The organism is Gordonia sp. G4, from assembly GCF_057770005.1.
In genome coordinates, this window is the sequence record NZ_CM173442.1 from 4,724,301 (window position 1) to 4,743,137 (window position 18,837).

The window sequence follows — 18,837 nt, forward strand, 5'->3', positions numbered from 1 at the left end:
TTACACAGGCGCGAACAACGCGTCAAATCGCCTGGTCAGCGGCCTAGTCTGGCGCCGGCGAAACTCTTCTTGCCGCGACGGACCACCAACCACCGTCCGTGGAGCAGGTCGGCGTCCGCCGGCTGCCACTCCGGGTCCGTGATCTTGGTGTTGTTCACGTACGCGCCGCCCTCCGAGACCGCGCGACGGGCAGCCTTGTTGCTCTCCGAGAGCTTCGTGTCGACGAGCAACTCGATGATGGTCGGACGTGTCTCGGGGTATTCGGCGATCGAGGTCTCCCGAACGGCCGCGGCAAGCGTGCTCTCGTCGAGTTCGCCGAGCTCGGCCCTTCCGAAGAGCGCCTGGCTGGCCAGCTCGACCGCATCCGTGTTGGCCTTGCCGTGGATGAGGGTCGTCATCTCGCCAGCGAGTGCTCGTTGCGCGCGCCGAAGATGCGGGGTCTCGACCGTCGCGCGCTCGAGTTCGTCGATCTCCTCCCGCCCGAGGAAGGTGAACCACCGCAGGTAGCGGACGACATCGGCGTCGGCGGTGTTCACGAAGTACTGGTACCAGGAGTAGGGGCTCGTCAGCTCGGGGTCGAGCCACAGGCTGCCACCGCCGGTCGATTTGCCGAACTTCTTCCCGTCCGACGACGTCACGAGGGGAACCGTCAGGGCGTGCAGCGCCGAGCCGTCGAGACGTCGGGCCAGGTCCACACCGCCGACGATGTTCCCCCACTGGTCGGAGCCACCGATCTGCAGGACACAGCCGTACCGGCGGTGGAGCTCGACGAAGTCGTTCGATTGCAGGAGGAGGTAGCTGAACTCGGCATAGCTCATGCCATCGGCCTCGAGGCGTCGCTTGACCGTGTCGCGGGCGAGCATCACGTTCACCGAGAAGTGCTTGCCCAGGTCGCGCAGGAACTCGATCGCCGACAGCTCACCGGTCCAGTCCAGGTTGTTGACCACCACGGCACCCGTGGGCGTGTCCTCGATGTCGACGAATCGTCGGAGCTGGGCATCGATGCGTCCGGCCCACTCGGCGACGACGTCGGGCGAGTTCATGGTCCGCTCCCCCACGTCACGGGGGTCACCGATCAGGCCGGTGGCACCTCCGGCGAGGACGATCGGCCGATGGCCCGCGAGCTGGAACCGCTTGAGGGTCAGCAAGGGGACCAGGTGACCGGCGTGGAGACTTGCCGCCGTCGGATCGAACCCCGCGTACAAGGTCACCGGCCCGTTCGCCAGCGCATCACCCAGGGCGCCGAGATCGGTGGACTGAGCGATCAGCCCACGCCACCGGAGCTCGTCGAGGATGTCGACGGTTGCGGGGACGTCAGTCGGCTCGGGGGTTTCGGCCGGCTCGGGGGGTTCGGCGTTGTCAGCACTCACCCCTCGATCTTGTCATCCGACGAGAGACCCCCGATCGGCGACTACTGCGAGGCGACGATGCGTTCGTGCTCGGCGTCGTCGACCGCGCGCGCCTCGTCGATCAGCATCACCGGGATTCCGTCGGAGTCGATGCGGTACGCGACATGCAACCGCGGGTTGTAGAGCTCGTCGCCGGCATTGATCAGCGGACCGTGGTCCTGCGGGCAGGCCAGTCGTTCGCGCACGATCGGGTCGATGGCCTCAGCGCGTGTCGTCACCCCGATCACCCTAGGGCATCGCTCGTCCGCGACCCGGCCCAGTCCAGCTTGCCGGCCACGGTGCGGGTGTACCTGCGGTAACGCCCCTCCTCGTCGCGATACCAGACGCGCGCACCCGGTTTCGGCAGTCCGTCCTCGACCAGGCCGGTGCTCAGCGGACGGAAGGACGCCGACTGCGGGATGTCGTCGACGACGTGGATGAGGTGCGGCCGGGCGTCGGCGCGGTACTCCCCCAGCGCGATCCGCAGCTGCGTGACCGTGAGCGAGTCCGGTTTCGCGTCGGGACGCAGGGTCATCGCGGCGACCACGACCTGGTGTCCGGGTTCGCCGACGCCGTACACGACGACCTGGTCGACACTCTTGAGCCGCGACAGTGCGTGGGTGAGCGGGGGGATGAACACCGGCCCGTCAGCGGTCCGGATCACCCGGTCTGTCGCACCGAGGAAGTACAGGTCGCCGTCGGCGTCACGTACGAACAGATGTCCCGACACCTCCCACCGGTCACGAGTCGTGAAGACGTCGCGCAACACCGTCCCGTTGGTGTCGAACTTGTGCTTCGCCTTGGCCAGGAGCAGACCCGGCTCCCCCGTCTCCGCCCGGCGGACGAAGCCCGAGTCGTCGATGAGCAACCGGTCGCCGACGATGTCGTAGGCCGCGACCTCGACCGGATTGGTCTCCGGCAGTGGCCGGCCGACGGAGGACAGTTTGTCCCCGGACACGTTCGCGAGGATCGCCGAACCGTCGGCGGTCGCGAAGAACTCGAGGATCCGCGCCCGAGGGAAGCTCGAGCACACGTCCTCCCACAGTCCCGCCGACATGCCCGAGCCCATGAACAACCGGATCGGGTTGTGCTGGTTGATGTGGAAATCGGGATCTCGCACGATGCCGCTGAGCATCGACCACGTGTACGACACGACCGTGATGCCGTAGCGCTGTACCTCCACCGAGAAGTTCGCCGGATCGATGCCGTTCGACAGCGCGATCCGCGACCGTCCGACCACGGTCGCACCCAGCGTGGTGAGCAGTCCCGACGCGTGGTGCAGCGGTGGCAGGCAGTACACGGTGTCGCGGTCGGTGAGCGCCGCCGCCGACGCCGCACCGAAGGCCGACATCGCGAACCGGTGGTTGGTCACCGGCCACGGGACGAGTTTGCCGTACGCCCGGCTGAACAGGATGAATGCGAGATCGCCCGCGAGCCCGGGATCGGGCCGGTACCAGGTCGGCATCACCACCTCGTCGGGGTCGATGCGCTCCATGTCGACGATCGACGTCCCATCGGCACCCTCGATGGCGCGGGAATCGCCACTTCCACCGCCGAGCACCAGAACCCGATCCGATGCAGCGGTCGCGAGGTCGAGATTCGTGGGATCGGTGACGATCACCGAACTGTCGGCGAGCCGCATCATCTCGCGGACGTCGGCGTCCGCGGCGAGCAGCACCGCCACTGCACCCAGGCGGGACAACGCGGCGATCACGACCAGCGCGCTGGGCCGGGTGTCCATCAGGACGCCGATGTGCTGGCCCGGACGGATGCAGCAGTCGACCAGACCCGCGACCACGTTGTCGATGCGCGCATTGACCTGTGCGTGGGTGAGCACGCGGTTCTCGAACAGGAACAGCTCGCTGTCGCCGCCGCGTTTGGTGTTCTCGGCCATGAGCTTCGAGAGCGAGATGCGCGTCCCGCTCTGGATCTGGCCCAGTCGGAACAGCCGGGGCACGGTCCGCACCGACTCCGAGGCCACCGCCCGCGAGGTCCGTTGCAGGGAGTTGGCCAGACCGAGCAGCTCGCGCGAGGCTGCGGTCCCGGCGTCGGCCACCGAGCCCATTCCGTGCGTGATGCGCGAGGACAGGCTGACCCCGCCGCCGTGCCCCGGCTCCACGAGCGACATCTCGGAGACGAGTTCCGGGCGCGGACCGTTGTCGGAGATCCAGTTCACCCAGTCGGAGGTCGTCGGCCAGGTGTGCTCACCGGCCGCGCTGCCGACCACGAGTCCGAAATGTCCGACCGGCAGGGTCGATTCGTAGACCTCCGCGTCGGGCGCGGCCCGGACGATGCCCCGCACCGCCGCGGGCTGCCCGATGTCGTCGGCATCGCCGACGAACGCGAGGACCGGGCAGGTGATCTCGGCGAGAGAGACCAGATCACCGTTGATCACGAAGCCCCCGGACACCATCCGGTTGTGCGCGACGAACTGCCGCAGCAGTTCGGCGATCGCCGGCCCCGACCACGCGACCCAGCCGTCGGCTTCGAGGAACCGGCGCTGGTCCTCGCGGGGCAGCAGCGCCTCGCGGTCGTGCAGGCGACGCAGGAAATCAATGCGGCTGCGGACCGTCTTCACCGGGTCCAACAGCTGGAATCCGGTGCGTGCCATCCAATCCCGCACCCAGAGATTGCGCGAGAACGCCTTGTCCGCCAGGAATTCGGCGGCCGGTGCCACCAGTCCCGCGGGCAGCCCCAGGGGCAGTGCGGCGAGCACGTCGACCGGGCTACCGAAAGTGATCAGGCTCGCGATCCCCTTGGATCTGCGATACGCCGCGGTCTGGTACGCGAACATCCCGCCCTGGGAGTACCCGGCCAGATGGATGTCGCGCCCGGTCGCCTCGACGATCAGGTCGATCGCCCGACTGATGGCGACCACGTGGTCGGCGAGATTGCGCTCCATCCCGCCCTCTTCGGAGTCCGGCGAGCCGAAGTCGACGACCCACGGCGTGATGCCGTTGCGGTGCAGGATCGACACGGCACCGTTGTGCTCGGTCACGTCATAGACGTTGGCGGACACCATCATCGGCGGCACCAGAACGATGTTCGGGCCGGTCGACGGATCGTTCGGGAAGTACCGGCGAAGCTTGAACATCTTGTGCGTCTCGACCACCGCGAAGGGCGCCGGCTCGGTACCGGTCTCCAGCCCGCCGAAGCGCAGCACCTCCAGACCGTTCTGCGCGGTGGCCAGCACCCTGCCGACCATCCCCGCGAGATCGGGGCCCCCGTCCCACACCGCCATCGTGTCGATCCTCCAGTCGTCGGTGTTCCCGGACTCACCGACGAGTCGGTGACTCAGGTCACTGTACCCAGTCGGGCGGGATCAGCGACGCCCGCCGGGCCCAGCGGTCCAGCGTGTTCGAAGATCGGTGGTCGCGGCCGTCACGACCTCGATCTGTCGCCGCACCTGTCCGGGCGCGGTACCGCCGTGTGCGTTGCGCGATTCCACCGAACCGCGCACCGTCAGGACCTCCCGCACCGCCGGCGTCAGCGCCGGATGGACACCCGCCAGCGTCGCGTCGTCGAGTTCGTCCAGGCCGACACCGCGTGATTCCGCTTCGCGGACGCAGGCGCCCGCGGCCTCGTGGGCCACGCGGAACGGCACGCCCTCTCGGACCATCCATTCGGCGATGTCGGTGGCGAGGGTGAAGCCCGCGGGGGCGAGTTCCGCCATGCGGTCGGTGTGGAACTCCAGTGTCGCGACCAGTCCGGTCACCGCCGGCAGCAACAGTTCCAGCTGCGCCACCGCGTCGAAGACCGGTTCCTTGTCCTCCTGGAGGTCCCGGTTGTACGCCAGCGGCTGCGCCTTCAGCGTGGCCAGCAGTCCGGTCAGGTCACCGATGAGTCGACCGGCCTTGCCGCGCATGAGCTCGGCGACGTCCGGGTTCTTCTTCTGCGGCATGATCGAGCTGCCGGTGGACCATGCGTCGGCCAGCGTGACGTAGCCGAATTCCGGTGTGCTCCAGATGATCACCTCTTCGGACAACCGGGAGAGATCGACCGCGATCATCGCGAAGACGAACGCGGCCTCCGCGGCGAAGTCGCGCGCGGAGGTGGCGTCGATCGAGTTCTCGGCAGGCCCGTCGAAGCCGAGGTCGGCCGCGATCGCCGCCGGGTCGAGGCCCAGCGAGGAGCCGGCGAGTGCGCCGGAACCGTACGGCGACACCGCGGTTCGACGATCCGCATCGGCGAGCCGGTCGATGTCGCGCAACAGGGGTTGCGCGTGCGCGAGCAGATGGTGACCGAGCAACACCGGCTGCGCGGCCTGCAGGTGCGTCTTGCCCGGCATGATCGCATCGGGATGCGCCGCCGCCTGGGCGGTCAGCGCGTCGACGACATCGAGCAGGCCGAGCGCGACCCGACGCATGGCGGCACGCAGCCACATCCGGAACAAGGTGGCGACCTGGTCGTTGCGGGACCGCCCCGCCCGCAGCCGGCCGCCGAGTTCGGGACCGACCCGCTCGATCAGGCCTCGCTCGAGGGCGCCGTGGACGTCCTCGTCGGACTCCGCGGGCCCGAAACTGCCGTCGGCGACATCGGCGGCAAGGCGATCGAGCCCGTCGAGCATGCCGACGAGGTCGTCATCGGTGAGCAACCCGGCGCTGTTCAGCACCCGGGCATGCGCCTTGGAGGCCTCGATGTCGAAAGGGGCCAGGGCCCAGTCGAAATGAGTCGACTTGCTCAGCGCGGCCATCGCCTCGGCCGGCCCACCGGCGAAACGACCGCCCCAGAGCGAACCCTGGTTGGTCGTCCCACCGGTCTCCGGGCCGGTGCCGCCGCCGGTGCCCGCACTCACAGATTCAGGTCCCGCTTCGCGGCGATCTTCGACGACAGGCCGTGCAGTTCGACGAAGCCGCGCGCCGCGGACTGGTCGAAGGTATCGCCCTCGTCGTAGGTGGCGAGGTTGAAGTCGTAGAGCGACTCCGAGCTGCGACGACCCGTGGCCGCGATCGTGCCGCCGTGCAGGGTCAGTCGGATCTCGCCGGTGACGTGCTCCTGCGTCGAGGCGACGAAGGCGTCCAGCGACCGCTTCAGCGGCGAGAACCACAGACCGTCGTAGACCAGCTCGGCCCACTTCTGATCGGTGCCGCGCTTGTAGCGGCCGAGCTCGCGCTCCACGGTGACGTGCTCCAGCTCCTCGTGCGCGCGGATGAGGACCATCGCGCCGGGAGCCTCGTACACCTCACGGCTCTTGATGCCCACCAGTCGGTCCTCGACGACATCGAGGCGTCCGACGCCCTGGGCTCCGGCACGGCGGTTGAGTTCCTGGATCGCCTCGAGCACACTCACCGGCCGGCCGTCGATGCTGACCGGGCGGCCCTTGTCGAAGCCGATGATGACCTCGTCGGGCGAGTTCCAGTTGACCGTGGGGTCTTCGGTGTAGTCGTAGACATCCTTGGTCGGCGCGTTCCACAGGTCCTCGAGGAAACCGGTCTCCACGGCGCGACCCCACACGTTCTGGTCGATCGAGAAGGGCGACTTCTTGGTCACGTTGATCGGGATGTCGTTCTCCCCGGCGAAGGCGATGGCCTTCTCGCGGGTCCACGCGTAGTCGCGGACCGGCGCGAGGACCTGCAGATCGGGCGCCAGGGTCGCGAAGCCCACCTCGAAGCGGACCTGATCGTTGCCCTTGCCGGTGCATCCGTGGGCGACGACGGTGCCGCCGTGATCACGGGCCGCGGTGACCAGGTGCTTGGCGATCAGCGGGCGGGACAGCGCCGAGACGAGCGGGTAGCGGTCCATGTAGAGCGCGTTCGAGGTGATGGCGCCGAGGCAGTACTCGTCGGCGAACTCGTCGCGGGCGTCGACCACGACGGCCTCGACCGCGCCGCAGTCGAGTGCACGCTGACGGATGACCTCCATGTCCTCGCCACCCTGGCCGAGGTCGAGCGCCACGGCGACGACCTCCTTGCCGGTCTCCTTCTGGATCCAGCTGATCGCGACCGAGGTGTCCAGGCCGCCCGAATATGCGAGTACGACACGTTCTGCCATGAGGTGAAGCTCCTGTTCTGCGCGTTGACCGAGTCCATCATCGGCCCCGGTGTTCCGACGCCACCGTCCGGGTCTCGGTTGGCGGCGTCTCGTCTGTTGTGGTTGGTGTGGTCTGTCCGCCATGGGGGGCGGAACCGGACATGGATGAGGGGACGGCTACACGAGGCCCTCGATCCGGCGGGCGAGTTCGGCTCCGTCGAGCGGTTCGCGTGCCACCACGAAGATCGTGTCGTCCCCGGCGATCGTCCCGACGACGTCGGGCAGGCGTGCCCGGTCGAGCGCGGCCGCGAGATAGTGCGCGGCACCCGGGGGCGTTCGCAGCACCGCGAGGTTGCCGCTGCTGTCGGTCGACACCAACAGGTCGGAGACGAGCCTGCCGAGCCGGTCGGTCCCGCCGGACACCCCGCGGACGGGCGAACCGTCTTCGGGCACCACGTAGACACCGGCGCCGCCGTCCGCGGCGCGCAGCTTCACCGCGCCGAGCTCGTCGAGATCGCGCGACAGCGTCGCCTGGGTGGCGTCGACGCCCTCCTCGGCGAGCAGCCGCTGTAGTTCGGACTGGCTGCGGACCTGATGCGTGGAGAGGATCTCGATGATCCGCGCATGTCGCCCCGCGCGGGTGGCGGCGAGTCGGCTCTCCGAGGGCTCGGCTCCGGCGGTCATCGTGGATTCCTGGTCATGGTCGGTTCGACGCTCACTGTCGTTCCCCGGTCACTCGTGGTACCGGATCACTGGTGGTCCAGCAGCCAGATCAGCAGGGCCTTCTGCGCGTGCAGGCGGTTCTCGGCCTCGTCGAACACCACGCTGCGGGGACCGTCGATCACCGAGGCGGTGATCTCGTCGCCGCGATGCGCAGGCAGACAATGCAGCACGATCGCGTCGTCCGCGGCATGAGCGAGGAGTTCGTCGTTGATCTGGTACGGCCGGAACGGCGCCGTGCGGTCCTTGCCGTCGGCCTCCTGCCCCATCGACACCCAGGTGTCGGTCACCAGCACGTCGGCACCGGTCGCGGCGGCGACGGGATCGGTCACCAGCTTCACCGAGCCGCCGGTCTGCGCGGCGCGCTTCTCGGCGGCGGCGATGACCACGGGGTCGGGCTGGAAGCCGTCCGGCGAGCTGATGATCACGTGCATGCCGGCCGTGACGCCGCCGAGGGCCAGCGAGTGCGCCATGTTGTTGGCACCGTCACCCAGATACGTCATCGTCTGCCCCGCAGGCGCACCCTTGTGCTCGGCGATGGTCTGCAGGTCGGCGAGCACCTGGCACGGGTGGAACTCGTCGGAGAGGGCGTTGACCACGGGCACGGTGGCGGTCGACGAGAGCGCTTCCAGGCGGTCCTGCCCGAACGTCCGCCACACGATCGCGTCGACGAAGCGGGACAGGACGAGACCGGTGTCCTCCAGCGTCTCCTCGCGCCCCAGCTGCGTCGTCCGGCCGTCGACGACGACCGCGTGACCGCCGAGCTGAGCGATGCCGACCTCGAACGAGAACCGGGTTCGAGTGGAGTTCTTGTCGAAGATCACCCCGACTCCCCGCGGGCCCTCCAATGGCCGGAAGTCGAACGGTTTCGCCTTGACCTCGGCCGCGAGTGCGAGCACCTCGGCCTGCTCGGCCGGGGTCAGATCGTCGTCGCGCAGGAAGTGTCTGGTCATGGCTTGTCCCCCTCGTTCGATGTGGCGGCGTGTGCGGCCGCGGCGGTGTCGAGCAGTTCTGGCAGTGCGCGCACGAAACCCCGTCCCTGCTCCTCGGTGAGGATCAGCGGTGGGGCCAGGCGTAGGACGTCGGGCGCGGGCGCATTGATGAGGAATCCGGCGTCCCGGGCCGCGGCCTCGACGCGCTGCGAGAGCGGTTGGGTCAGCACCACTCCGAGCAACAGACCCGACCCCCGCACGTGGGACACCAGCGGGTGCTGCAGGTCCTCGATACCGGTCGCGATCGACTTCCCCACCGCTGCAACAGAATCGATTAGATCGTCGGACTCGATGACCCGGAGTACGGCCAGCGCGGCGGCCGCACTGACGGGATTGCCGCCGAAGGTGGTGCCGTGTTGACCGGGCTCGAACAGGTCGGCAGCGGGGCCGGTGGCGATACACGCGCCGATCGGCAGGCCACCGCCGAGCCCCTTGGCGAGCGTCATCACATCGGGCACCACGCCCACCTGCTGATGGGCGAAGAACGTTCCGGTCCGGGCGACGCCGGTCTGCACCTCGTCGAGGATCAGCAGTGCGCCGCGCTCCTCGGTGATCCGGCGTGCGGCCGCCAGATAGTCGGCCGGGGGCACCACGACGCCGGCCTCCCCGAGGATCGGCTCGAGGATCACCGCGGCGGTCTGGTCGGAGACCGCCGCGTCGAGGGCGTCGACGTCTCCGTAGGGAACGAACCGCACGCCGGCGGGCATCGGTTCGAACGGCGTGCGCTTCGCCGGCTGTCCGGTCATCGCGAGCGCACCCATCGTCCGGCCGTGAAAGGCCTTCTCGGCGGCGACGATCTCGGGCCGACCGGTCCGCCGGGCGAGCTTGAACGCGGCCTCGTTCGCCTCGGTCCCGGAGTTGCAGAAGAAGACGCGGCCCGGGTGGCCGAACCGGTCGAGCAACTTCTCGGCGAGCTCGACCACGGGCGGCGCGATGTACAGGTTCGACACGTGCCCCAGCGTCTGGAGCTGAGTGGTCACTGCGTCGACGATCGCCGGGTGCGCATGACCGAGGGCGTTCACCGCGATCCCGCCGAGGAGATCGAGATAGCGCTTGCCGTCGGCGTCGGTGACATACGCTCCCGAACCCTCGACGAGGGCGATGGCGGGGGTGCCGTAGTTGTTCATCAGCGACTGTGTCCAGCGCTGCTGCAGTGGGGCGGTCATGCGTCCTCCTCGGGAACGACGACGGTGGTGCCGGTCGAGCTCTCGGTCAACAGTTCGGCCAGTACCGAATGGGCGACACGCCCGTCGATCACGTGCGCGCGGTCGACGCCGCCGGTGACCGCGCGCAAGCACGCCTCCATCTTGGGGACCATGCCGGAGTCGAGCGACGGCAACAGCTCGGTCAGTGTGTCCGTGTCGATCTGGGACACGAGGGACCCGCGGTCGGGCCAGTCCGTGTACAGACCTTCGACGTCGGTCAGCATCACGAGCCGAGCAGCACCGAGCGCTTCGGCCAGAGCACCTGCCGCGGTGTCGGCGTTGATGTTGTGCACCACCCCGTCGCGGTCCGGCGCGATCGTCGAGACGACCGGGATACGGCCGGCGGCCACGAGGTCCAGCACGGCCGAGGTGTTGACCGACGCGATGTCGCCGACGAGCCCGATGTCGGTGGGCACGCCCTCGACGAGCACCGTGCGGCGCGTCGCGGTGAACAGATGGGCGTCCTCGCCGGTGATGCCGACCGCGTACGGGCCGTGTGAGTTGATCAGGCCCACGAGCTCGCGCCCGACCTGGCCGAACAGGACCATCCGGGCCACGTCCATGACCTCCGGGGTCGTCACCCGGAAGCCGCCCTTGAACTCACCGGAGAGTCCCAGCCGTTTCAGCATCGCCGAGATCTGCGGGCCGCCACCATGAACCACCACGGGATGCAGGCCGCACGCGCGCAGGAAGACCATGTCCGCCGCGAACGCCTTCTTCAGCGCGTCGTCAATCATGGCGTTGCCGCCGTACTTGACGACGACGGTCGCACCCGCGAGTCGCTGCAGCGCGGGAAGGGCTTCGGCGAGGACCTTCGCCTTCGCGAGGCCGGCGGCCGGGTCGATCGGGTGGGCCCCCGATGTCGTCCCACTCATGACGAGTACGCCGAATTCTCTTCGACGTACGCGTGGGAGAGATCAGTGGTCCGGACACTCGCCGCGGACTCCCCCAGCTTCAGGTCGACGACGACGGTGATGTCCGGACCCGACAGGTCCACATCGCGAGCTCCCTCGACGCCGAAACCGTTCTCGCACACCGGACTCCCGTTGAAGGACACGGCGATCCGGTCGGGATCGATCGTGACCGGCGAGGCACCGACAGCGGCCAGCACCCGGCCCCAGTTCGGATCCGACCCGAACAGGGCGGTCTTCACCAGGGAGTCGCGCGCGACGGCGCGGGCGACGGTCAGTGCGTCGTCCTCGGTATCGGCCCCCATCACCGTGATGACGACCCGTTTGGTGACGCCCTCGGCGTCGGCCATCATCTGGGCGGCGAGATCGTCGCAGACCGCGAACACCGCGTCGTCGAGGTCGGTCTGCTCGACCGGGATCTGGCTGGCGCCCGAACTCAGCAGCAGCACCGTGTCGTTCGTCGAACAGGAGCCGTCGATGTCGAGCCGGTCGAAGGTCCGCGCCGTCGCCCTGCGCAAGGCGGTGTCGAGTTGCTCGGGGGTCGCGGCGGCGTCGGTCGTGAGGACCACCAGCATGGTCGCCAGCGACGGCGCAAGCATGCCCGCCCCCTTCCCCATGCCGCCCACGTTCCACCCCTGCGGATGATGCAGCGCAGCCTGTTTGGGCACGGTGTCGGTGGTCATGATCGCGTGCGCGGCATCCGTCCCGCCGGACAGGCCGCCGCCCATGTCCTGGACGATCTCGGTGACCCCGGCAAGCACCTTGTCCATCGGCAGCCGGTCGCCGATCAGTCCGGTGGAGCACACCGCGACCTCGACGGCACCGGTGCTGGTCCCCCAGTTGCTGAGCGCGTCGGCCACGGCCTCCGCGGTCTTGTGGGTGTCCTGGAATCCGCCCGGTCCGGTGCAGGCGTTCGCGCCGCCGGAGTTGAGGATCACCGTGCGCAACCGGCCGGTGGTGAGGACTTGCTGCGACCACAGCACCGGCGCCGCCTTCACCTGATTGCGGGTGAAAACGCCTGCGGCGGAGTGATCGGGACCCTCGTTGAAGACGAGCGCGAGGTCGAGCGCGCCGGACGCCTTGATCCCGGCGGCGATGCCGGCGGCCCGGAATCCGAGCGGCGCGGTGACGCCCTGCCCCCGCACGAGGCGGGGATGGTCGCCGGGTGCGCCGCCCTCGATCCGGTCCTGCCCGGTGTCGGCGCTGTCGGTGTCGTGCGATCCGGTCACGGTGCCACTCCCACGGTGCTCAGTCCCTCGTTCTCGGTCCAACCCAGAGCCAGGTTCATCGATTGGACGGCGGCACCGCCGGTGCCCTTGGTCAGGTTGTCGACCGCTCCGACGACCACCAGGGTCTGCGCGCGTTCGTCGACGGTCACGCCGAGCTGTACGGCGTTGGAGCCGATCACCGAACCGGTGGCGGGTAGCCGCCCTTCCGGCAGGACGTGCACGAATTCCTCGTCGGCATAGGCCTTTTCGTACACCGCGCGGGCCTCCTCGGCGGTCGCTGCAGTGCGCGCGGTGCAAGTGGCGAGGATCCCGCGGGCCATCGGGGCGAGGATGGGCGTGAACGAGACGGTCACCGGCTGGTCCGCGGCGGCCGACAGTGCCTGGGAGATCTCCGGTGTGTGCCGATGGACCCCGCCCACCCCGTAGGCCCGCGCGGACCCGATGACCTCGGACGCCAGGAGGTCGACCTTGGGTGACCGGCCGGCACCCGAGGCACCGCTCACCGCGACGACGGTCACGTGCGGGTCGGCGATGCCCGCGGCGATCGCCGGGAGCAGCGACAGGATCGAGACCGTCGGATAGCAGCCCGGCACCGCGATCCGACTCGCATCCTTGAGCACCTCCCGATTGCCGGGCAGCTCCGGCAGACCATACGGCCAGGTCCCGGCGTGGTCGCCGCCGTAGTACGACGTCCATTCACCGGCGTCGCGGAGCCGGAAGTCCGCACCGCAGTCGATGATGAGCGTGGTCGGCGGCAGCGCATCGGCGATCACCGCCGACGCGCCGTGCGGCAGGCCCAGGAAGACGACGTCGTGCCCGCCGAGGATCTCCGGTGTCGTGTCCTGCAGGACCCGGTCGGCCAGCGGGAGCAGATGAGGGTGGTGGGTGCCCAGGAGTGACCCGGCGTTTCCGCCCGCGGTGAGCGCCCCGATCTCGAGCTCACCGGATCGCAGACGGGGATGCCCGCACAGCAACCGGAGGATCTCGCCACCCGCGTAGCCGCTCGCGCCGGCCACCGCCACCTTCACCTTGCCGGTCGAGGATGTCCCTGCACTGCCGGTCGAGGACGAACCCTCGCCGCTGGTCGAGGACGAACCCTCGCCACTGGTCGAGCGCAGTTCGCCGCTGGTTGAGCTTGTCGAAGCCATGGGATCATTATGCAGCAGGGTGCAAATGAATTCACTCAGGGGTGGGTGTGGATCTGGACTGTCAGCGGAGTCGGGCCCCCACCCGGGCGGCTGCGGCATCGACGGCGGCCAGCTTGGCCTCGTTGGCCTCTTCCTCGGTGAGTGTCCGGTCGGGTGCGCGGAACCGCAGGGAGAACGTCAACGACTTGTTCCCCGCGCCGACCTGCTCGCCGGTGAAGACGTCGAACAGCGCGATGTCCTCGAGCAGGTCGCCGGCCCCGTCACGCAGCGCCTTCTCGACGTCCGCGGCCGGGACATCGCCACCGACGACGACGTTGACGTCCTGCAGCACCGCGGGGAACACCGACACCGACGGCGCCGGAAGTCGCTCGCCCAGGGGCAGCGCGTCGACGTCGATCTCCACTGCGCAGGTTCGCTTGGGCAGATGGGCTCGCTCGAGTATCGCGGGGTGGAGCTCGCCGGCGTATCCGACCGTGCGTCCGTCGACCGTGAGCCGCGCGCAGCGGCCGGGGTGCCACGGGCGGTGATCGTCGGCCGTCAGCTCGACGGTGACACCGGCCGCCCGGCCGATCGTGCGTGCCGCCTCGAAGGCGTCGAGATGGTCGGCGGCGCGTCCCGGACCCCAGGGTCCGGCCGGATCGCGCAGTCCGGTGAGAACGACGCCGACGTGCAGCGGCTGATGCGGCAAGGAGGCGTCGAGCGCGGCGATCTCCTCGTCGGTGGGACGGCGCGTCACGTCGAGCGCCGGCACCGCGGCCACGTGATCGCCCGCGACGACGACCTGACCGATGGTGAAGAGCGACAGATCGCGCTGTCCCCGGGCGATGTTGCGGGCCGCCATCTCGAGGAGGCCCGGCAGCAGCGTCGTGTTCAGCTCGGGACGGTCGGACTCGAGCGGGTTGAGGACCTTGACCGTGCGTCGCCGTTCGTCGTCGGCCGGGAGGTCCCAGAGGTCGAACACACCCGACGGCATGAACGGGTACGGCAGGACCTCGACGTATCCGTCGAGCGCGAGCGTGCGCCCGATGCTGCGCCGGCGTCGCTGGACCGGCGTCAGACCGGTGCCGCCGGGTGCCCGGGGAACCACGGCGGGGATGTCCTCGAGACCTTCGAGCCGCAGGACCTCCTCCACGAGGTCGGCGCGCTGACGGAGGTCGGGTCGCCAGGAGGGCGGGAACACGTCGAGCTCGTCGGTTCCGGTCACCACACAGCCGACCTCGGTCAGTCGGGTCAGGGTGGTGCCGGGCGGGTAGCCGACCCCCGCGACGCGGTCCGGTTCGTCGGCCGCGATGGAGATCGTCGGCCGGGCCGGGGTCTGGACGTGTGTCTCCGCGAGCGGCGAGGCGACCCGCCCACCGGCGATCTCGACGATCAGCTGCGCCGCGCGATCGGAGGCCACCGCGGTGATCTCGGGATCGACGACCCGCTCGAACCGCTTGCTCGCCTCGGAGGTCAGCTTGTGGCGCTTCGCGGTACGGAAGACCCGAACCGGATCGAAGGTCGCCGACTCCAACAGCACGGTGGTGGTCTCGGACCCCACCTCGGTGCTCGCGCCGCCCATGACCCCGGCCAGCGCGATCGGCCCGGATTCGTCGGTGATCAGCACGTCCTCGGGGTCGAGGACGCGCACGGTGTCGTCGAGGGTGGTGAGCTTCTCCCCCGGTTGTGCCGAGCGGACGGTGACGGTGCCCGTGACCCGGTCGGCGTCGAAGGCGTGCAGGGGCTGACCGAGCTCGATCATCACGTAGTTGGTGATGTCGACGATGGCCGAGATCGGACGGATCCCGGCGACCATGAGCCGCTTCTGCATCCACCACGGCGAGATGGCCGTCGGGTCGACGCCGGTGATCACCCGTGCGGTGTAGCGCGTCGCGCCGGAGTCCTCGTCGATGGCGACGGGCCACGCCGGGACCGACCCGTCGTCCGGCAGGTCCGCCGATCGCAGTCCCGGATCGACGAACGGCACCCCGAAGCTGCCGGCGAGTTCGCGGCCCAGACCGCGCACCGAGAACGCGTAACCGCGGTCGGGGGTGACGTTCACATCGATCGCGGCGTCGTCGAGTCCGAGGACCTCACGGGCGTCGGCACCCGGTTCGGCGGTGCCGGGCGCGAGTACCAGGATGCCGCTGTGATCGGTACCGATCCCCAGCTCGGAGACCGAGCAGATCATGCCGTCGGAGACCCGGCCGTAGGTCTTGCGTGAGGCGATCTCGAACGGACCGGGGAGCACGACACCGGGCAGGGCGGCGACGATCAGGTCACCTTCGGCGAAGTTGCGCGCGCCGCACACGATCCCGCGCGGCTCGGCCTCACCGACGGCGACCGTGCAGAACCGGATCGGCTTCTTGAACTCGGTGAGTTCCTCGATCGTCTCCACGCGACCGATCACGAGCGGACCGGTGATCTCCGGGAACGCCTCGATGTCCTCGATCTCGAACCCGACGCGAACGAATCCCGCGTCGATCTCCTCGGTGGTCGCCGACCACTGTGGGTCGCCGGATCGGAGGACCTCGGTGTACCAGGACTGTGGTGCACGCACTGTGTATCAACTACTTTCGTCGCGTCGTGAGAAGTCGGCGGAGGTGCGGCCGCGTGGTGTCAGGCGGCCGGACCGAACGGGAGGGTGAAACGGATGTCACCCTCGACCATGTCGCGCATGTCGGAGATGTCGTTGCGGAACTGCAGGGTGCGCTCCAGACCCATGCCGAAGGCGAAGCCGGAGTACACGTCGGGATCGATACCGCTGGCGCGCAACACATTCGGATTGACCATGCCGCAACCGCCCCACTCGACCCAGCCCGGCCCGCCCTTCTTGGCGGGGAACCACACGTCGACCTCGGCGGAGGGTTCGGTAAACGGGAAGTAGCTCGCCCGCATACGGGTCGTCGTCTCCGGTCCGAAGAGCGCTCGGGCGAAGGTCTCGAGAGTGCCGCGCAGATTGGCGAGCGTGAGCCCCTTGTCGACGGCGAGGCCCTCGATCTGATGGAACACCGGCGTGTGGGTGGCGTCGAGTTCGTCGGTCCGGAACGTACGGCCGGGACAGGCGACGTAGATGGGCAGGTCGCGGCTCAGCATCGAGCGCACCTGCACCGGCGAGGTGTGCGTCCGCAGGACCTGACGAGACCCCTCGGGCGCGATGTAGAAGGTGTCCTGCATGGACCGGGCGGGATGATCCGGAAGGAAGTTGAGCGCGTCGAAGTTGTAGTGCTCGGTCTCGACCTCCGGGCCCTCCGCGATCTCCCAGCCCATGCCGACGAACACGTCGGCCACCTGCTCGGCGATGACGGTGATGGGATGACGTGCACCCACCGGACGCCGCCCACTCGGCAACGTCACGTCGATGGACTCGGCGACGAGGACCGCCGCGTCGCGCTCGGCGTCGAGGACTGCGGTGCGTGCCTCCAGAGCCGCCGACACCCGGCCGCGGACCTGATTGACCAGTTTGCCCGCCTCCGAGCGCTGGTCCTTGGGAATCGAACCCAGCGCGCGGCGGGCGAGAGCGATCGGCGAGCGGTCACCGAGGTGCGCCGACTTGGCCGCGGCGAGCTGATCGAGATCGACCGCCGCCTCGAAGGCCGCGATCGCCGCGGATGCGGCCGCCTCGAGGTCGTCGGGTCCCGGGAATGCCGTTGCGTCGGCGGAAGTGGCCACGGTGGGCGTGCTCCTCATGCGTCGATCGGTGGATGGTGGGCCACCGTCGTCCCGCTGCGCACGCTGACCCAGCGGCACACCTCGGGTGCCGACGATGACTCCCGTCGAGGGTAGTCGACTACCGCGACGCGCTGACCTGCCGGGAGCCCCGTCTCCGGGAAGCAACTCCCGCCGTGGTCCGGCGACCGGCGGGAACCGCCAGCCCACGAGCGGCGACGGCACACACGAGGCCCACGACCAGCCACCACACGCCTCCACCGGCCAGTCCGGCACGCGCGACCATCAGGATCGCCACGCCGACACCGGCCAGCAGCATCAGCAGGGTCGCATTCCGCAGCGGCCCGCTGCGTCGGGCAACGGGATCGTCCCACCACGGCAGGGGCCGGTTCTCCAGCGGCGACAGCACCCCGACCACCGGGATCATGGCCGCGAGCAGCAGCAGGGTCTGCACACCGACGACGGCCCCGAACGATGCCGACCCGACATCGGCACGGTCGACACCGAGCGCAGCACCGGTCCCGATGATCGCCGCGAGCACCGGCAGATGCCAGAGATAGAGCGTCATCGCACCCCGGTTGCCCAGCACCACCCACCACCAGACATGCGGACGGCCGACGACGACCGCGAGGAACCGGCGCACGGCGATCGCGCCCGCGCACAACACGATCGCGTGACCGGCGAGCAGCAGGCTCGGCGGACTCATGTTGGACAACTGCTGGCCCGGCACGGTCACGAGCGAGACCTCATACGGCCCCCACGCGACGAGGGCGAGGTCGGCGACGAGCGCGCCGACGGCCACCGCGAGTGCCGTGGCGGGTCGGAGGATCCTCTTGGCGTAGGCGACTCCGAGGACAGCGGGGATCGTCCACACGGTGAGGAAGTTCAGGTAGCCCAGTGCGGCGGGACCGTCCGCCAGTCGGACGGCGTCGACGATCGCCGTACTCCCCCAGCAGAACGCCAGGGCGAGCGCCACGCCACCACCGGAGGAGAGCCGTTGCAGGAACGGGACGACGGCCAGCACGAGCAGGTAGGCGCCGAGAAACCACAGCAACTGCACCCCGAGACGCGCGACGACGTCGGCCGCTGCCGAGGCACCGATGCGGGACAGGACGGCGTACACGGCCCCGACGGTTCCGAGGTACCAGAAGACCGGGCGCAACAAGCGCTGCGACCGCCCGAACAGCCACTGCCCCGCCGTCGGGATGTCGGCAGGGCCGCGTGAGGTCCAGCCGAGGGTCGCCGCGGCGGCCCCGGCGAAGAAGAACAGCGGCAGCACCTGCAGCACCCAGGTCGCCGGCTGCAATGCGGGCACGTCGCCGAGTGTGTTGCCCAGATGGATCGAGCCGTCGGCGACCTCGACGGTGAGCATGATCGAGTGGCCGGCGACGACCACGACGAGCGAGACGATGCGGAGGAGGTCGACGACGCGATCACGGTTGCCGGTGAGAGCGTCGAGGTCACGGGTACCCGGCAGACCGGTCGACGCCGGCCATCCGGATTCGGTGCTGAGCATGCCGTCAGTCTCGGCAGCGGCGGCCGCGACGACCTGAGCAGAACTACTCGGTCGGGGTCAGCAATTCCCGTGTCGCCGGACGCCGGCCGGAACCTCTGGACACCACCTGT

At 69.4% G+C, this 18,837-nt stretch carries 14 protein-coding genes; all 14 read right to left on the reverse strand.

All coding sequences use genetic code 11. From position 1 onward, the window contains the following. Positions 1-35: 35 nt before the first annotated feature. The 14 genes from tyrS to AC3B5T_RS21550 all read right to left on the reverse strand — a co-directional run bounded on the left by tyrS (position 36) and on the right by AC3B5T_RS21550 (position 18,727). Positions 36-1,370, reverse strand: a complete 1,335-nt coding sequence (tyrS, locus tag AC3B5T_RS21485; protein ID WP_055476524.1) for a tyrosine--tRNA ligase — start codon at positions 1,368-1,370, stop codon at positions 36-38. 41 nt (positions 1,371-1,411) lie between these two features. Further along, positions 1,412-1,627, reverse strand: coding sequence for a Trm112 family protein (locus AC3B5T_RS21490; protein WP_035718125.1), 216 nt, complete (start codon positions 1,625-1,627; stop codon positions 1,412-1,414). Between the two features lie 5 nt (positions 1,628-1,632). Further along, positions 1,633-4,629, reverse strand: coding sequence for an AMP-binding protein (locus AC3B5T_RS21495; protein WP_010844371.1), 2,997 nt, complete (start codon positions 4,627-4,629; stop codon positions 1,633-1,635). An 81-nt stretch (positions 4,630-4,710) separates the two neighbouring features. Continuing rightward, complete coding sequence (gene argH, locus AC3B5T_RS21500; RefSeq protein ID WP_014927038.1) at positions 4,711-6,183, reverse strand: argininosuccinate lyase; 1,473 nt, start codon at positions 6,181-6,183, stop codon at positions 4,711-4,713. Then, complete coding sequence (locus AC3B5T_RS21505) at positions 6,180-7,379, reverse strand: argininosuccinate synthase (RefSeq protein WP_010844369.1); 1,200 nt, start codon at positions 7,377-7,379, stop codon at positions 6,180-6,182. The genes argH and AC3B5T_RS21505 overlap by 4 nt, the downstream gene beginning before the upstream one ends. A 156-nt stretch (positions 7,380-7,535) precedes the next feature. Beyond that, on the reverse strand, positions 7,536-8,042 hold the full coding sequence (locus tag AC3B5T_RS21510; protein WP_010844368.1) for an arginine repressor: 507 nt from the start codon (positions 8,040-8,042) through the stop codon (positions 7,536-7,538). A gap of 65 nt (positions 8,043-8,107) precedes the next feature. After that, entirely contained in the window at positions 8,108-9,031 is a 924-nt protein-coding gene (gene argF / locus AC3B5T_RS21515) for an ornithine carbamoyltransferase (protein ID WP_010844367.1), read from the reverse strand. Further along, positions 9,028-10,236 (reverse strand): acetylornithine transaminase, encoded by a 1,209-nt coding sequence (locus tag AC3B5T_RS21520; protein ID WP_055476525.1) that lies wholly within the window; start codon positions 10,234-10,236, stop codon positions 9,028-9,030. The genes argF and AC3B5T_RS21520 overlap by 4 nt, the downstream gene beginning before the upstream one ends. Continuing rightward, positions 10,233-11,150 (reverse strand): acetylglutamate kinase, encoded by a 918-nt coding sequence (gene argB, locus AC3B5T_RS21525; protein WP_055476526.1) that lies wholly within the window; start codon positions 11,148-11,150, stop codon positions 10,233-10,235. Before argB ends, AC3B5T_RS21520 begins: the two co-directional genes overlap by 4 nt. Continuing rightward, complete coding sequence (gene argJ / locus AC3B5T_RS21530; RefSeq protein WP_055476527.1) at positions 11,147-12,415, reverse strand: bifunctional glutamate N-acetyltransferase/amino-acid acetyltransferase ArgJ; 1,269 nt, start codon at positions 12,413-12,415, stop codon at positions 11,147-11,149. Before argJ ends, argB begins: the two co-directional genes overlap by 4 nt. Next, positions 12,412-13,437, reverse strand: a complete 1,026-nt coding sequence (gene argC, locus AC3B5T_RS21535) for an N-acetyl-gamma-glutamyl-phosphate reductase (RefSeq protein WP_197282802.1) — start codon at positions 13,435-13,437, stop codon at positions 12,412-12,414. Before argC ends, argJ begins: the two co-directional genes overlap by 4 nt. Before the next feature lie 187 nt (positions 13,438-13,624). Beyond that, positions 13,625-16,102 (reverse strand): phenylalanine--tRNA ligase subunit beta, encoded by a 2,478-nt coding sequence (gene pheT, locus AC3B5T_RS21540; protein ID WP_014927043.1) that lies wholly within the window; start codon positions 16,100-16,102, stop codon positions 13,625-13,627. Positions 16,103-16,161: 59 nt separating this feature from the next. Beyond that, positions 16,162-17,214: a phenylalanine--tRNA ligase subunit alpha gene (gene pheS, locus AC3B5T_RS21545; protein WP_010844361.1), complete on the reverse strand. Its 1,053-nt coding sequence runs from the start codon at positions 17,212-17,214 to the stop codon at positions 16,162-16,164. A gap of 118 nt (positions 17,215-17,332) precedes the next feature. Beyond that, positions 17,333-18,727 (reverse strand): acyltransferase family protein, encoded by a 1,395-nt coding sequence (locus tag AC3B5T_RS21550; RefSeq protein ID WP_055476528.1) that lies wholly within the window; start codon positions 18,725-18,727, stop codon positions 17,333-17,335. Positions 18,728-18,837: the final 110 nt, after the last annotated feature.

Excerpts from the sequence above, each read along its gene's own strand:
- AC3B5T_RS21510 (WP_010844368.1), bottom strand. The coding sequence starts at position 8,042 with ATGACCGCCGGAGCCGAGCCCTCGGAGAGCCGACTCGCCGCCACCCGC.
- AC3B5T_RS21505 (WP_010844369.1), bottom strand. The coding sequence starts at position 7,379 with ATGGCAGAACGTGTCGTACTCGCATATTCGGGCGGCCTGGACACCTCG.
- AC3B5T_RS21495 (WP_010844371.1), bottom strand. The coding sequence starts at position 4,629 with ATGGCGGTGTGGGACGGGGGCCCCGATCTCGCGGGGATGGTCGGCAGG.
- argB (WP_055476526.1), bottom strand. The coding sequence starts at position 11,150 with ATGAGTGGGACGACATCGGGGGCCCACCCGATCGACCCGGCCGCCGGC.
- AC3B5T_RS21520 (WP_055476525.1), bottom strand. The coding sequence starts at position 10,236 with ATGACCGCCCCACTGCAGCAGCGCTGGACACAGTCGCTGATGAACAAC.
- AC3B5T_RS21550 (WP_055476528.1), bottom strand. The coding sequence starts at position 18,727 with ATGCTCAGCACCGAATCCGGATGGCCGGCGTCGACCGGTCTGCCGGGT.
- argF (WP_010844367.1), bottom strand. The coding sequence starts at position 9,031 with ATGACCAGACACTTCCTGCGCGACGACGATCTGACCCCGGCCGAGCAG.